Source organism: Nonlabens sp. YIK11 (assembly GCF_001413925.1).
Taxonomy (GTDB): domain Bacteria; phylum Bacteroidota; class Bacteroidia; order Flavobacteriales; family Flavobacteriaceae; genus Nonlabens.
Map to the genome: position 1 here is coordinate 2879955 of NZ_LBMJ01000001.1, position 14801 is coordinate 2894755.

13 protein-coding genes are annotated in these 14801 nt (G+C 41.7%); 9 read left to right on the forward strand and 4 right to left on the reverse strand.

Annotation, left to right across the window (positions count from 1 at the left end; genetic code table 11):
- The first annotated feature begins 85 nt into the window (after window positions 1–85).
- The 3 genes from hemG to AAU57_RS13105 all read left to right on the forward strand — a co-directional run bounded on the left by hemG (window position 86) and on the right by AAU57_RS13105 (window position 4486).
- Window positions 86–1393, forward strand: coding sequence for a protoporphyrinogen oxidase (hemG, locus tag AAU57_RS13095; protein WP_055413339.1), 1308 nt, complete (start codon window positions 86–88; stop codon window positions 1391–1393).
- Between the two features lie 163 nt (window positions 1394–1556).
- Window positions 1557–3767 (forward strand): TonB-dependent receptor family protein, encoded by a 2211-nt coding sequence (locus AAU57_RS13100; RefSeq protein WP_055413340.1) that lies wholly within the window; start codon window positions 1557–1559, stop codon window positions 3765–3767.
- 134 nt (window positions 3768–3901) lie between these two features.
- On the forward strand, window positions 3902–4486 hold the full coding sequence (locus AAU57_RS13105) for a hypothetical protein (protein ID WP_055413341.1): 585 nt from the start codon (window positions 3902–3904) through the stop codon (window positions 4484–4486).
- 54 nt (window positions 4487–4540) lie between these two features.
- Here the strand turns inward: AAU57_RS13105 and AAU57_RS13110 are convergent, their stop codons facing one another.
- Both AAU57_RS13110 and AAU57_RS13115 read right to left on the reverse strand, forming a co-directional pair.
- On the reverse strand, window positions 4541–6067 hold the full coding sequence (locus AAU57_RS13110; RefSeq protein ID WP_055413342.1) for a GH3 auxin-responsive promoter family protein: 1527 nt from the start codon (window positions 6065–6067) through the stop codon (window positions 4541–4543).
- A gap of 85 nt (window positions 6068–6152) precedes the next feature.
- The gene (locus AAU57_RS13115) at window positions 6153–6947 is read right to left on the reverse strand and encodes a class I SAM-dependent methyltransferase (RefSeq protein ID WP_055413343.1); all 795 of its coding nucleotides are present in this window, start codon (window positions 6945–6947) and stop codon (window positions 6153–6155) included.
- 83 nt (window positions 6948–7030) lie between these two features.
- Between AAU57_RS13115 and AAU57_RS13120 the strand changes: the two genes are divergently transcribed.
- From AAU57_RS13120 to AAU57_RS15325, 6 genes are all read left to right on the forward strand, one after another.
- On the forward strand, window positions 7031–7675 hold the full coding sequence (locus AAU57_RS13120; RefSeq protein WP_055413344.1) for a flavin reductase family protein: 645 nt from the start codon (window positions 7031–7033) through the stop codon (window positions 7673–7675).
- A gap of 22 nt (window positions 7676–7697) precedes the next feature.
- A complete protein-coding gene (locus AAU57_RS14905) occupies window positions 7698–7841 on the forward strand; it encodes a DUF2256 domain-containing protein (protein WP_082438634.1) in 144 nt (47 codons plus the stop codon).
- 154 nt (window positions 7842–7995) lie between these two features.
- Window positions 7996–9306: a DASH family cryptochrome gene (locus tag AAU57_RS13125; RefSeq protein WP_055413345.1), complete on the forward strand. Its 1311-nt coding sequence runs from the start codon at window positions 7996–7998 to the stop codon at window positions 9304–9306.
- A 361-nt stretch (window positions 9307–9667) separates the two neighbouring features.
- A complete protein-coding gene (locus AAU57_RS13135; RefSeq protein WP_055413347.1) occupies window positions 9668–11209 on the forward strand; it encodes a cryptochrome/photolyase family protein in 1542 nt (513 codons plus the stop codon).
- 137 nt (window positions 11210–11346) lie between these two features.
- Window positions 11347–11514 (forward strand): lmo0937 family membrane protein, encoded by a 168-nt coding sequence (locus tag AAU57_RS15115; RefSeq protein ID WP_156340177.1) that lies wholly within the window; start codon window positions 11347–11349, stop codon window positions 11512–11514.
- Between the two features lie 30 nt (window positions 11515–11544).
- Window positions 11545–11679: a hypothetical protein gene (locus tag AAU57_RS15325; protein ID WP_262491941.1), complete on the forward strand. Its 135-nt coding sequence runs from the start codon at window positions 11545–11547 to the stop codon at window positions 11677–11679.
- A gap of 71 nt (window positions 11680–11750) precedes the next feature.
- On the opposite strand, the gene AAU57_RS13140 is transcribed toward AAU57_RS15325, so the two are convergent.
- Entirely contained in the window at window positions 11751–12311 is a 561-nt protein-coding gene (locus AAU57_RS13140; RefSeq protein WP_055413348.1) for a hypothetical protein, read from the reverse strand.
- Between the two features lie 11 nt (window positions 12312–12322).
- Window positions 12323–14764 (reverse strand): TonB-dependent receptor, encoded by a 2442-nt coding sequence (locus AAU57_RS13145; protein ID WP_055413349.1) that lies wholly within the window; start codon window positions 14762–14764, stop codon window positions 12323–12325.
- Window positions 14765–14801: the final 37 nt, after the last annotated feature.

A 14801-nucleotide genomic window follows, 5' to 3' on the forward strand; every position in this document is an offset into this window, starting at 1 on the left:
TTTCAAGATCACGATATACAATTTATCTGTATTTCAATCCTATGTTAAATGATAGTGCAACCTTTCTAGGCATTACCTTTGTCCCATGGCTTTAAGATCTAGTTATGACGTTGTTATTTTAGGCGCTGGTATTTCTGGTTTGAGTGCTGGTTATTCTCTTTTTCAGGAGGATCGGGATTTTGCCATTCTTGAAGGCAGTACGAGATGCGGCGGCGTCATAGAATCTGAAGTCATCAATGGCTTGATGGTAGAGCACGGTCCCAACAGCATGGCGCTAACTCCAGAAGTTGAAGCCCTACTCCAGGAACTTGACATTCTTGACGCACTCTTACCGGCCATGGAAGAGAGTAAAATAAGACAGATTTTATGGGACAACCAGTTGCACACATTGAAAGCATCGCCACTAACGTTGCTCTCGACCAGACTCCTATCCACCTCGGCAAAACTACGTATCCTGAGAGAACCGTTTATTTCTAGCAAATCGCCGGCAGGAGAAAGTGTCTTGGAATTCTTTACACGCAGGTTTGGAAAACAAGTAGCACAACGCATGGCAGGTGCCATAGTAAGCGGTATTTATGCCGGTGATGCGGCTCAACTGGAGATGGCCTCTGTTTTTCCTCGATTTGTAGAATTGGAAAAAGAGTACGGTAGTTTGCTGAAGGGACTCATCAAATCGCCATCTGCTCCTCGCAAGATCGTAAGCTTTAAAGATGGTATGGAGACGTTGATTAGTTCGCTTTCGCGAAAGCTGAACGACCATATTCATTTGAATACATCTGTAGCTTCCATTGAAAAAGTAACCAATGGTTGGAAGCTACATTTAAAAGATGGAAATTCCATTCACACCCAAAAAGTGATCTCCACCATTCCTTTTTACTGCCTGGAAAAATTATTGTCATCCACAGGTTTTCCAGAAATAGAGATTCCGTACAATCCTATGTTGACCTTGCAGGTTAAAATTCCATTAACCGAATTGCGTTCCAAAACACAAGGTTTCGGATTTTTAGCGTCCTCATTTGAGCGTAAGGACTTCATAGGGGTATTGTTTAATGGCAATGTGTTTGAAACGGCCATCCATGGCGATGATGCACTTATGAACTTTTTTGTGCGACCTGATCATTGTGAAACTGACGAGCCTGAGATTATATTTGAGACTTTATGCCTACCTCTTTTTAGAAGATGGACGGGAATTCAATGTGATCTTGAACTTATCCATAGTCGATATTGGCCGCAAGCGATTCCGCAAAAGGTAGTGGAACATCAGGATAAAATACAAGCCATTAAGGATTGGGAATCGAGCCACAAAGGTTTTCATATCGCTGGGAACTCGGTGTACGGTGTTTCTATAGGCGACTGTATCCACGACCATATCCAGCTTGCCAGAAACATTTGATCCACGCAAGTTTCTGTAATTCAATAAGAAAAGTTATTTCTTATACCATTATTAGTTCTCATTGATTTTATCGATATAAATTATACGGTATTATTTTTATTTAATCTAAATAAGGTTTTAGTTTTGCACGCTCAAAACAACTATTCATATTTAGTCTAAATAAATGAAAAACAGATTTTCACTCTTATTTCTAGTGTTAGCAAGCCTTTATGGTACTGCCCAGCAAACGACTCAACAGGATTCCATAAATAACTTGCGTACCATCAAGCTTAGATCAAATTCTTTGTTTGGCAGTAAGTTTGAGGCGCAAAACCGTACTGGTTCTTCCTATTTCTTGTCATCAGAAGATCTTGCAAAGTTTCAATACACCGACGTGAATCGTGCGCTGCTTACCGTTCCTGGTGTCAATATTACCGAAGAAGATGGTTTTGGGCTGCGACCCAACATCTCTTTGCGTGGTACTCAAGCAGAACGATCTGCAAAAATCACGCTTATGGAAGATGGTGTACTTATCGCTCCAGCGCCATACTCTGCTCCAGCAGCATATTATTTTCCTAACGTGGCACGTATGGAAGCCATTGAAGTCCTTAAGGGAAGTAGTCAGGTCCAATACGGACCATTTACCACTGGTGGAGCCATCAATTTTGTATCCACTACCATACCTAACGAGCTTAAAGGCTTTGCAAGAATGAACATAGGAAACTATAACTCAAAGCAAACCCAACTTAAAGTAGGCGACAGTGGCGAGCAATTGGGTTATGCGGTAGAATACCTTAACTTCAATAGTGATGGCTTTAAAAGTCTTGATGGTGGCGGCAATACGGGCTTTGACCGCAATGATTATAGCGCCAAAATACGCTACAGCACAAAAGCAGATGCTCATGTTTTTCAATCGGTAACTTTAAAGCTTCAGTACAGCGAAGGCCTAGACAATGAAACCTACCTAGGTTTGACCCAATCTGATTTTGACACAGATCCCTATAGAAGATACTTGGGAAGTGCCGCAGACAATATCACAACAGAACACGATCAAATACAGTTAACGCACTTGATCCAACCTGCCAAAAACCTATTCATCACCACGACAGCGTACTCCAACAATTTTGCGCGCAACTGGTATAAATTAGATTATGTCAATACAGGAAACGGAAATGTAGGTCTTGCCTCTATTCTTAGAGATCCTGTTTCTAACCAAAATGAATACCTAGCCATTTCCAGCGGCGCTGACACGGCAGAAGATGTTTTGGGCGTCAAGGCAAACAACCGCAACTATTACGGTCGTGGCATTCAATCAAAAGCCAATATTTTCTTTGGAACAACTAACAGTAGTGAATTAGAAGTAGGGTTGCGTTATCATAAAGATCAAGAAGATCGTTTTCAATATGTGGATCTGTACGGTGTAGAAAACAACCAGCTCATTATCACAAGTCCTGGAACACCAGGCACAGATGCTAATAGAATTAGCGAGGCAACGGCAATTGCCGCCCACGCACTATACAAATTCAAAACAGGTAACCTAACGCTAACGCCAGGATTGCGATATGAAAGTATTGAGTTGACACGCGATAATTATGGTAGTGCAGACCCAGAACGTACCGGTATTAATTTAAGCTCCAGAGAAAATACCATCGATGTGTTTATTCCGGGAATAGGCGCTAACTATAGATTCAACAACAGCATCTCACTTTTTGGAGGTGTTCATAAAGGCTTCTCACCTCCAGGCAGCGCTCCAGATGTAGATCAGGAAGAAAGCGTGAACTATGAATTGGGTAGCAGATTCAACATCGCAGGAATACGTGGTGAAAGCACGTTATTTTTCAATGATTACTCCAACCTGTTAGGAAGTGATCTAGCCGCTGCAGGTGGTGGCGGTACGACAGACCAGTTCAATGCTGGAGCTGCAAACGTGGCCGGACTTGAGTTTGCATTGACTTATGACTTTCTTGAAATGAGCGACAACTGGTCGCTACCTGTAAGCGTCAACTACACCTTTACAGACACCGAGTTCCGTAATGCGTTTGACAGCGATGTGTATGGAGAAGTGGAGATAGGCGACGAGATTCCCTACATCGCAAAAAACCAGTTTAACGTGCTTGCTGGTGTATCACACGATACCTTTGACATCAACCTCAACGCGAGATTTGTGGGCGCCATGAGAACGGTTGCCGGTCAAGGCACGATACCAGCAACAGAAAAAGTGGACAGCAATTTTGTACTCGACCTTTCTGGAAGGTATCATGTCAACGATCACCTGTCGCTTACCGCAAATATTATTAATGCATTGGATAATGAATATGCCGTATCCAGACAACCTGCTGGGTTGAGACCTGGACATCCTTTTGGGATCAATGCTGGGATAATAGCTCAGTTTTAGTTCGCTTTCGCGAAAGCGAAATAACCTTCAACATCGCTTCAAGCAAAAATCGGTAGGATCACACGTCCTACCGATTTTTGTTTTTAACTCATTTTTCACGGCAAAAACCACCTCAACGGCTATCTTTCCCGTTCATGAAGTACCCCAAATTAATCGTACCCGAAAACATACGCAAAGAGGCCGAAATGGCTATGTCTTTCTATCCAGAACTAGCCGATACTGAGGTAGAATTCAAGTACAATAATATGGTGCGCAAGAATTTTATGCAGGCGCAACCTAAGTGGAAAAGCCTTTTTAGTTCCCGTAAAAATCGCGCCTACATCATCCTAATCAGCAAGAAATTCAAGGTAGAAAACAACTATTTTACCATCGATGAAATCCCAGATGACGTCCTTACTGGCTGGTTGGGTCATGAATTGGGTCACGTGATGGACTATCGTAGTAGGTCTACTATTGGGATGATATTTTTTGGATTAAAGTATCTGTATTCTAAAGCGCACATCAAAGAAGTGGAGCGTGCTGCAGATGATTATGCCGTGAAGCATGGAATGGGTGACTATATCTTAAAGACCAAGAATTTCATTCTTAATCACACGAGCCTGTCAGATAGTTACAAAAACCATATGCGACAATTCTATTTGTCACCAGAAGAAATCACGGACCTGATCAATAGATATGGTGAAACCGGTAGAAAACCTTCTATGGAAGAGATGAGTTAGGTAAACCTACTTATTCAAATTTTGAACAGAATCTCTAGACGTTGAAAACTGGGACTATCCCAATTTTTCTTTTACGAACTCTTCCCACTCGTCTTGTTTGTCCTCGCTCAAGACTTTTGCCATTTTTACCTGTCCGCCCATTTTCTTTTGGTGCGCATTCCACTCATTGAAAAATCCTTCAGGGACTTTAGTCACCTTCACTCCTTTTAACGCCTTACTTCTAGCGACTGAGTAGTTTTTATTGGCTTCCTGTAGTTTTTCATCAAGCGATGCCGCTAGATCTTCTTCAGGAGTGTCTGTAGTTGTTTCGAGGAACCACTTGTGATAGAACTCACCGTCGATTTTGCGGGCAAAAACGGTAAACTCTTTAAATGTCGTATTTAGCTCTTCTTGTAATTCATTTAGAGCTGTTTCCATTTTCAATACCGATAGCTGGCTGCCCACTACATTGAGGAAAAATTTGGTGCGGCCTGTAATTTTGATCTCTGCGTGATTAACGTCTGTAAAAGCGATGGTGTCACCTATAAGATAACGCCATGCGCCACTTACTGTAGAGATAATCAAAACATAATCCACATCTTCTTCTACTTGAGAAATATCAAGTGTCGTTACATCTTGCCTCAAGCTTCCATCTTCTAGAATGTATTCAGGCTTGAAGGGAACAAATTCAAAATAGATACCGCCATCTGTAATGAGCTGCATCGCATCGGTTTCTGGACGTTGCTGACAGGCAATAAATCCTTCACTAGCTAGATAGGTATCCACGATAGTGACAGGCTTGGTAAAGAGTTTTTCAAAGCTTTTGCGATACGGTTCAAAGGCCACACCACCAGTAGTGTAAACACTCAATGACGGCCAAACCTCGTGAATGGAATCAACCTTATGATAATCCATTACTTTTTTGAGCATTAATTCCAACCATGATGGAATACCACTTATCATGGCAATATCCCATTCGCCGGATAATTCTGCAATTTTTTGAACGCGTTCATCCCAATCTTCTATTCTGGCAATCTCCTGGCCTGGACGGTATTTACTTTCCAGAAATTCTGGAATGTTACTCGCTGCAATACCGCTTATCTCACCTACCTTGAAACCATCCACATCATCAAGATCTGTAGAGCTTCCTAATGCCAGTGCTTCTTTTTCAAAAACCTCTGCATCCAATTCAAAGTTAGTAAGAGCGCTTACCTGTCTTGTCCCTGCAGAGCTTATGGCGTCCAGCATATCATCAGTAACTGGAATCATTTTGCTTTTCTTGCCAGTGGTACCACTACTGCGTGCCATATAGCCAGGCATTCCTGGCCAGGTTACATTTTCCTCACCGTTTTTGATTCTGCTCCACCACTTTTCATCCATGCTGTTATAATCATGAAACGGAACTGCATTGTCAAAAGCCTCATGAAGATCATCTTCTTTCAAGATGGAACTAAAATCATATTCTTTTCCAAAAGCCGTATCAGCAGCCTTTTCCAGCAATTTCTTAAGTACCTTTTCTTGAGCTGTTTTATGATCATCTACATGAGTGAAAAATTCATGGATGTTAAGTGCAGCTTTAATAATAGGTCCGAGAATAGCCATAAGGTTAGATTTTGATCCAAAAATAAGGTTATTGATTGTGCGATAATTCGCAATGCACAAAAGTTAATATAGCTTTAACCAAAGACTATTGGAGCACGGCCTTGACCTCAAAGATCGTAGGATACAAAGCTTCTTCAAGGTAAAACAACCCGCTTTTACTTATCATATTTGGGAACACATTGTATGGGCTACCGTCATGCTCTGATAAGGTTGTGATTTGCAAACCAGCATCAATCAAGGCCTGGACGACCTCGCTCAGGCTATGGTTCCAGCAGTATTCACGACTTTGAAATGATTCATCTGGACTGGCGTAGCTGCCTTTGTAATCTTCATAGATCACTCCAGTATTGGCATAAGGATAAGTCATTTGCGGTGGTGATGTTTGGTAATCAAACATCCAGGCAATGGGATGAAATTCTACCATATAAAATGTGCCGCCAGGTTGAAGGCATTGAGCAATCATGGTTGCCCAAGGTTTAAGGTCTGGCAACCATCCTATCGTACCATAGCTGGTAAAAATGATATCAAATTTCTGCTGGATGTATTGTGAAGTGTCCAGCACATTACAGCACACAAAATCTGCTGGGATGGAAAGTTCTTGACTTAGCTGTCTCGCGAGTTCAATAGCCGTGTCGCTAATGTCTACGCCAGTTACTACAGCACCTTTGTGCGCCCAACTTAGGGAATCCTGCCCAAAATGGCACTGGAGATGCAGCATACTCTTGCCTAGGACATCGCCTAAAGCTTCTTGCTCGTAATGGTTTAGCGAGTTTTTCGCTTTCGCGAAAGCGAACTTATCATAAAAATGACTGTCATAATGAAACTGCGTGCGAGCATTCCAAGTCTCTTTATTTGTAGCAAACGCCTTATGCAGATCCATGTGGCAATTTAGCAAAGTTTTAGAATTGCTAAACCTAAGGTCGCTAGCCATTTGTTCTACCTTTGAGTGTAAACCTTCCACACATGACTCATTTTAACAGTGCAGACCTCTCATCCATGGAACGCATCTATCGCGGTAATTTGATCAATTGCGTGACAGGTTTCAAGAGTGCAAATTTGTTAGGTACCCAATCTAAAGACGGCGTTGATAACGTCGCCATATTTAGTAGTGTGACACATTTGGGCAGCAATCCGCCGCTTTTTAGTTTTGTGCAGCGACCGCTGGGCTATGGTGTAGATCACACCTATGAGAACCTAAAGGAAACCGGCATCTTAACGCTCAACCACATTAATAGTGAACTCGTGGATCGTGCGCACCAAAGTAGCGCAAAGTATGATCCCAATGTTTCAGAATTTGATCATCTCCAGATAGAAAAACAGGTGCGAGAAGGTTTTACTGCTCCGTTTGTAAAAAACGCTGCCATCCAAGTTGCAGCGCAATATGAAAGCGAGTATTATCTTAAGGAAAATGATTGCATCCTGGTCATATGCCGCATCACCGATATTTTTATCAAAGAAGGCATACAAACTGAAGATGGATGGCTGCATCTGGAAAAAGCCGGAACGGTTACGATCAACGGTCTGGACGGTTATGCCACAACTCAAATGGAAAAACGATTGAGTTATGCCAAGGTAGATGAAGAGCTCAAGGAGTTGGATATCAACTAAAACTGCGACTATCCATAAAAAAATGAAGCAAAGCGCCAGAAACCCCAATAACCTGCCTACCAAAGTTTGCCCAGTTTGTGAACGCGAGTTTACCTGGCGCAAGAAATGGGAAAAGAATTGGGAACATGTGAAGTATTGCAGCAAGAAGTGTAGTAAGTCTAGTTAAGAGTTAAGAGTTAAGAGTTAAGAGTTAAGAGTTAAGAAAGATGTTGACAAACCTGTTTCGAGCGATAGTCGAGAAAAGGTTTTGATTTAAAGTTATTCGCCTATAGCGGCTAATAATTTTAAATGTTCAATGGGACTTGTAATTATAAAGAGATATGAACTTAGTTTGGTTTAGAAACGATTTAAGGATAAGAGACAATCATAGCTTGAAAGCAGCTTGTGATGCAGATGGCGATGTCATAGGAGTTTACTTTTTTGACCCACGATTTTATCAAGGAAGTGATTTTGGGATGGATCTAGAAATCGACCTGCCTTTTGGTAAAACAGGAAAATTCAGGGCTCAATTCATTAGAGAAGCTGTAGAAGATCTAAAAAACCAACTTGCCAAACATCACATACCACTTATGGTTTACCACGACGCGCCTGACCAAGTGATCCCACAATTGGTTAAGGAATACGATGTCACCGATATTTTTCTGCAAAAAGAGTGGACCCGTGATGAAACCGACCAAGAACAATTATTAGGGATTGAGCTGGATCAATTGGACAAAAAACCCAAGGGCCATCGAGTCTACGATCAATTTCTATATCATCCAGATGATGTGCCGTATTCCAAAAAGCAGATACCACAGGTATTTACTCAGTTTAGAAAAAAACTCGAGAAAGAATGTGAAGTAAGAGATGTAGTAAACATTGATGATTACAAACAAGAACAACCAAATGTGCCAGAGACCACTATTCCAAGCCTTGAAGATCTGGAATTAGAAAAATTTGAAAAAGATTCTCGCAGTGCTTTTCCATGGTCTGGCGGCGAGGCCAGCGCCTGGGAACGACTGCAACATTACTTTTGGGAAACGAAAAAGCTACAAGAATACAAGAAAACTCGCAACGGTCTTGTGGGCACTGACTACAGCAGTAAGTTTAGTGCCTGGCTCGCCGTAGGTAACCTAAGCGCCCGACAGATCTACTGGGAAGTCAAAAAGTTTGAAAAGGAAATCAAGAAAAATCAAGATACCTATTGGCTCATCTTTGAATTGATCTGGAGAGATTTTTTCAAATACGTTTCCCTTAAAAATGAGGAAAAAATCTTCGCTTTGGGCGGTATTTTAGAAAAGGATTACGAATGGAAATCCAGTGAGCGAGCGCTTGAAAAGTGGATGAAAGGAGAGACGCATGAGGATTTTGTCAATGCCAACATGAAAGAAATCGCTGCGACAGGATTCATGAGCAATCGTGGGCGTCAAAATGTGGCGAGTTACTGGTCCATGCATCAAGAACAGGACTGGCGCATAGGCGCTGCCTATTTTGAACACATATTGATTGATTATGACGTGCATTCCAATTATGGAAACTGGATGTACAATAGCGGCGTGGGCAATGATCCCAGAAACCGCACCTTCAATATTCAGTCACAGGCAGATCGTTATGATGGCGACAAAGAGTATAGAAACTTGTGGCTGGACTAATTATGCGGTCTTTTTACACGAAATACGCTTCTTGTTCCATTGACTGATAACAAGAGCCGTCAAAAAACCTTGACCTGTGATGTAAATAATCATCAAGGTATTTGCTGAGGCTGACGTGAAAAAAGAAAAATAACAAAGAATAAGCAGCCAGGCTGCGGTCAATAGTAGAGTAAGTTTAGGAATTCTTTTCATGATCATCTATTTGAACTATGAGTAGTTTGAAGAGATGATTTGTTACAAAAGGTGAACCAGTTGTTGAATTATCTACGATAACGAACAACTGGATTCCGTTTTATTATTAATCTAAAAAGTTCAAGATCACATTGATATCGTGATTCTTAAAAATTTAAAATAGTACAACATGGCAAAAACATTGCGTCTCATCCTAGGTGATCAACTCAACCACAAACACAGTTGGTTTAATGGTGATCAAGACAATATCACCTATCACATGGCCGAAATGCGCCAGGAAACCGACTACGTCAAACACCACATTCAAAAGGTAGTCGCCTTCTTTAGCGCCATGAGATCTTTCAATGAATGGATGATTGACAGAGGTTTCAACACGCTATATTATGAATTGGACCATAAGGACAACAGCCAGGACCTGGTCAAGAATCTCAAGAAACTGATCAGGGATCACGATATTGAAAAATTTGAATACCTAGCTCCAGACGAGTGGAGACTGGACCAGCAACTAAGGGATTTTTGTAAGTCGCTGGACATAGAATGGGAAGGATTTGACACAGAACATTTTTTGACTAAACGCAAGGACGTTGAAACCTTCTTTGAAGGTAAAAAACGACTCACCATGGAATATTTCTATCGCGATATGCGCAAGAAATACGACATCATGATAGAAGGCGACAAAGAACCCGAAGGCGGTAAATGGAACTATGATCAGAGCAACCGCAAAAAATGGGATGGCGATACAGAGATTCCGCACGAGCGCGGTTTCCGCAAGGATGTTGCTGGGATTGTACAACTACTGGAAAAGGAAGGCGTCAAGACTTTTGGTAGGATTGACGAGACCAACTTCAACTGGCCTACTACGCGGCAGGATGCGCTAGACGTGCTCAATTACTTTTGTGAGCATCTGTTAGTGCGCTTTGGTGATTTTCAGGACGCGATGCACACAGATCAGGAATATCTGTACCACTCGCGATTGAGTTTTGCCATGAACAGTAAGTTACTAAGCCCGCTAGAAGTGATTGAGGCTGCGGTTTCTCGCTTTCGCGAAAGCGATACCGACATACACATCTCGCAAGTGGAAGGTTTTGTACGACAAATACTGGGCTGGAGAGAATTCATGCGCGGCATCTACTGGAAGGAAATGCCAGACTACCAGACGCTTAACAAACTGGAAAACAAGAACCCTCTACCCGATTTTTACTGGACTGGCGAGACCAAGATGAACTGCCTGAGCAATGCCATCAACAACTCACTGGATAATGCCTATGCGCACCACATCCAACGGTTGATGATCACGGGAAATTATGCCTTGCTTACCATGACAGATCCCAGCTATGTGGATGAATGGTATCTGGGCATTTACATAGACGCTATTGAATGGGTAGAAATCACTAACACTCGTGGTATGTCTCAATGGGCAGATGGTGGTCTTGTAGCTACAAAACCCTATGTCTCCAGCGGTAGTTATATCAATAAAATGAGCAACTATTGCAAGGGTTGTGCCTATAAGGTGAGCAAGAAAAAGGCAGAGGATGATGCGTGTCCATTCAACTCGCTCTACTGGAATTTTTTGGAAGAAAAGAAAGAGCACTTTGCCAATAACCAGCGTATGAATATGATGATGTCGTTACTTAAAAAGATGGACGATGATACAATTAAGGCTCATCAAGAACGCGCTCAGGATGTTATAGAGAATCCCTCAAAGTATTAAAAAATTAACGTCTGCAACGGTTTTATTAAAAACCTTACAAGGAATCCTATTAAATTTTAATTAATTGCCATTTTGTTAACAAGAGCTGCCTTTTAATGTAAGTAAATTCATCCTGTTAACTAAAAAAACTAACTATTATGAGAAGTATTCTTTGGCTTGTAGCTGTAATCTGTATCGTTGTTTGGTTGCTGGGCCTATTAGGTGTTGTACCTGGAATAGGAACTGGTGGCTTGATTCACGTTTTATTGGTAATCGCGGTAATCGTGATACTAATTAATATTATATCTGGTCGTAGACCACTATAATCATTTTTCCAATTTTTTAAATTCAAACCCATGATCAAGAAATTTCTAGTTTTGAGTATGATAGCTTTGTTTGCTGTAAGCATCACAAGCTGTAGAGAAGAGGAAGAATCTGTAGGTGACAAAATGGAAGATGTTGCTGACGATGTAGAAGATGCAGTAGACTAATCTACTTTCACTATATTAAAAAGCCGTTTCAGTTGGACTGAAACGGCTTTTTTATGGACTATAAAACAGGCTTATTGCACCACGATGTCATAGGTGACATTTGCATCAGACTCACCAGAAGCATCTGCCAGCGTACCATTGTTAGGTTTGATAGGCTCATGAATCAGTACCACGTTAACATTACCAGTGCCAGCCGCGCCAGTAGTGAATACGGTTCTTAAGCCTAATGGATTGCCATCGCTATCAGTGTCCACTTTTTCTATCTGTACACTCGCCAGATCGCTAAAATAAAACACCTCGTGCTCCAGTGACTCTTCTAAAACTTCTTCAGTAATATTTTCTGCTGGCGATACGGTTTCATTTAGGAAACGTACGGTTCCATCATAAATCGCATTGGCATTGAGTGTACCGGTAACCGTTGTCGTTGGCATGTCAGGACCATTGATACCATCAAGGTCTACAGACCTATAAACCACAACATTGTTGACATTAGCACGGTTAATAAGTGTGTACTCTACCGTCGTGATCAACTCTTCTTCATTGATGATTGTAGGAGCATCGTCGTCCACACAACTTGCTAAAGAGATAAATAAAATACTGGCAAAAGCTAATTTGAAAATTGATTTTTTCATAATTGATATTTTTAAAAATTATAGATGAATTGTAATTGAATGTCGCGACCTATATCTTCTGCATAGAATCGCTGTCTGTTTAAATAATTGCGGTAAGTGGTGTTCAACACGTTGTTGACTCTTAGATTTATTTTCGCTTTCGCGAAAGCGTAACCAGCACCTACATTCCACAAGCTATAGGCAGCTGGTGATTCTGATATCTCTACCAGTACCGTTTCAATGGTTTGCTGATCAATGCGAATGTCAGTCAAGTAATCATTATCAGGAAAACGGGTTTGTTTAAGTACACTTTGATTGGAAAGTCTCAACTCAAGATTATTGACCAGGCCGTTGCTCCATATCAACTCATTAAAAAACTGGGCTGGCGGCATGTTGATCAACGGCTCATCGTTGGTACGATTCTGCCCATAGATGTATGAAAACCTAGAATGGAGCGCCAGCTTATCTAGGTTATCCACACCATCTAGTGCACTCTCATAAATATTCCAATTAGCACCTACATCAACACCCGCAAGTACCGCATTGACCTGCTCGTATTGATAGATGGGAAACGCACCACGTATGGTCGTCTCCAGTCCGGTAGGTATAAGCTGGATATAATCTTGAACAAAATTGATATAAGGATTCACCTCAACATCAACACCAGTCGAACGCTCCAAAGCTGATTTATGAGCTATAAAATTCAGTTTATAGGATTGCTCTTTTCTCAGATCCAGTTTCCCCAACTCGATGGTCGCTAGTGCATGGTGCAATCCATCACTAAACAGCTCACTAGGATTAGGCGCACGATTAGCACTGCTCAAGTTTACAGAGAAATCGTAATGATCTCCAGCAAAATACTTGGCTCCAGCGCTAAAGGCAAACAAATCATAACCAAACTCTGGAACGGTCTCAATCTGGTTATTGATCTCACCTACCTCAAATTGAGGAAATTGTTGATCATAGCCTAAACCTTCCCAGCGTGAGGTAAAGTAGAATTTTGTGGCACTGATATTATAATAATCATACCGTACACCTGCATCCAGCAACCAATTATCACTGGGTCGATGATTGATACCTGCAAAACCACCTACTCTATAACTGTCATAATCAGGTATCAATCGGCGTATTCCTGTATCTGCGTTGGGCCTGTTGGCTTGCGTCACACCATCGATACCCAATTCGATTTCAGTATCGTCAATACGGTCAATTAGCAAATAGGTTCCTAGGGTTTGCGTTTGCAAATCTATATCCAGAGACGCCTTGCCCGCATTCTCTCCACGGCGTATATCAAACTCCAATCTATTGTTGAATTGGAACGTATAATCCAACTCTAATTTACCTAGACCTTCCAGTCTCTTATACGCATTCACTTGTAAGCCATGATGCTGCACTGCTTGTTTAGGTGGTTCTATATCATAGGTAAACTCGTTGATAACAGTAGGCTGCCCAGAATTGATGCTGCGCACTAGATCTGCACTGTTCCCTATATGTGAGGCGCGCAGGATTCCCAACTCGCTGTCGTAGAAAGAATACTTGATACTACCACCATATTCAAACTTTTGATAGCCTAATGCCAGATTTGCGGCATAGGTTGAACTGCCTGTATTGCTTAACACATAATCAGGAGCATCATAGTCGCCCAGACGTTTATAGGTCAAGGTTCCTTGCTGGTACCAGCCTGATTCATGATAATTTCCCACTGATGCTGTTGCACTACCACCACGACCGTTGGATTGCAATTGTGATATGAATTTTCCTTTCAAAGTGTCTTTGACGATCACTCGTTCTGGATCAATCAATATCGTGCCGCCTATGGCATCACCACCATAGCGCAATGCACTGGAACCCTTCACAACCCTAATATTGCTTGCGCTGTTGATATCAATATTAGGAGCATGCTCGACGCCCCATTCTTGATCCTGCTGGCGCAAACCGTCATTGACAATAGCCACACGGCTCCCGTAAAGCCCGTGAATAATCGGTTTTGTCACACTATTTCCCGTCTTTAAGACAGAAACTCCTTGAACAGTCGCCAGTGCATCGCCCAGCGTCGCACCACTATATTCATTGATCGTCTTTTCATCTATGCGTGTGGAGGATTGAGTCGACTCATGGTCATCGTGTATGTCTGCAACCACTTTTACCTGATCCAGATCATTGATATGGTGCTCAAGAGTAAAATCCTGAACCATATCATCACGTATGCTTATGCGAACGGTTTTAGTCTCGCACTCAAAATGTGTGATGACCATGTCATAATCACCTGCACAAAGATTGCGCAATACGTACTCACCTTTTTCATTGGTAGAAGTACCCTTTTGCAGGTCCTTGATATAAAGTTGTGCAAATGCAAGCGGCTCACCATCATGAAAATCTGTGATAGTTCCCTTAAGCTCAATACGACAGTCCTGAGCATTTACAGTTACGGCAAAAAACAACATTGCTGCAACTATACCTAGTTGTTTAAACATGATATAAAAATTGATTACTAAAAATGACACGGCAAAC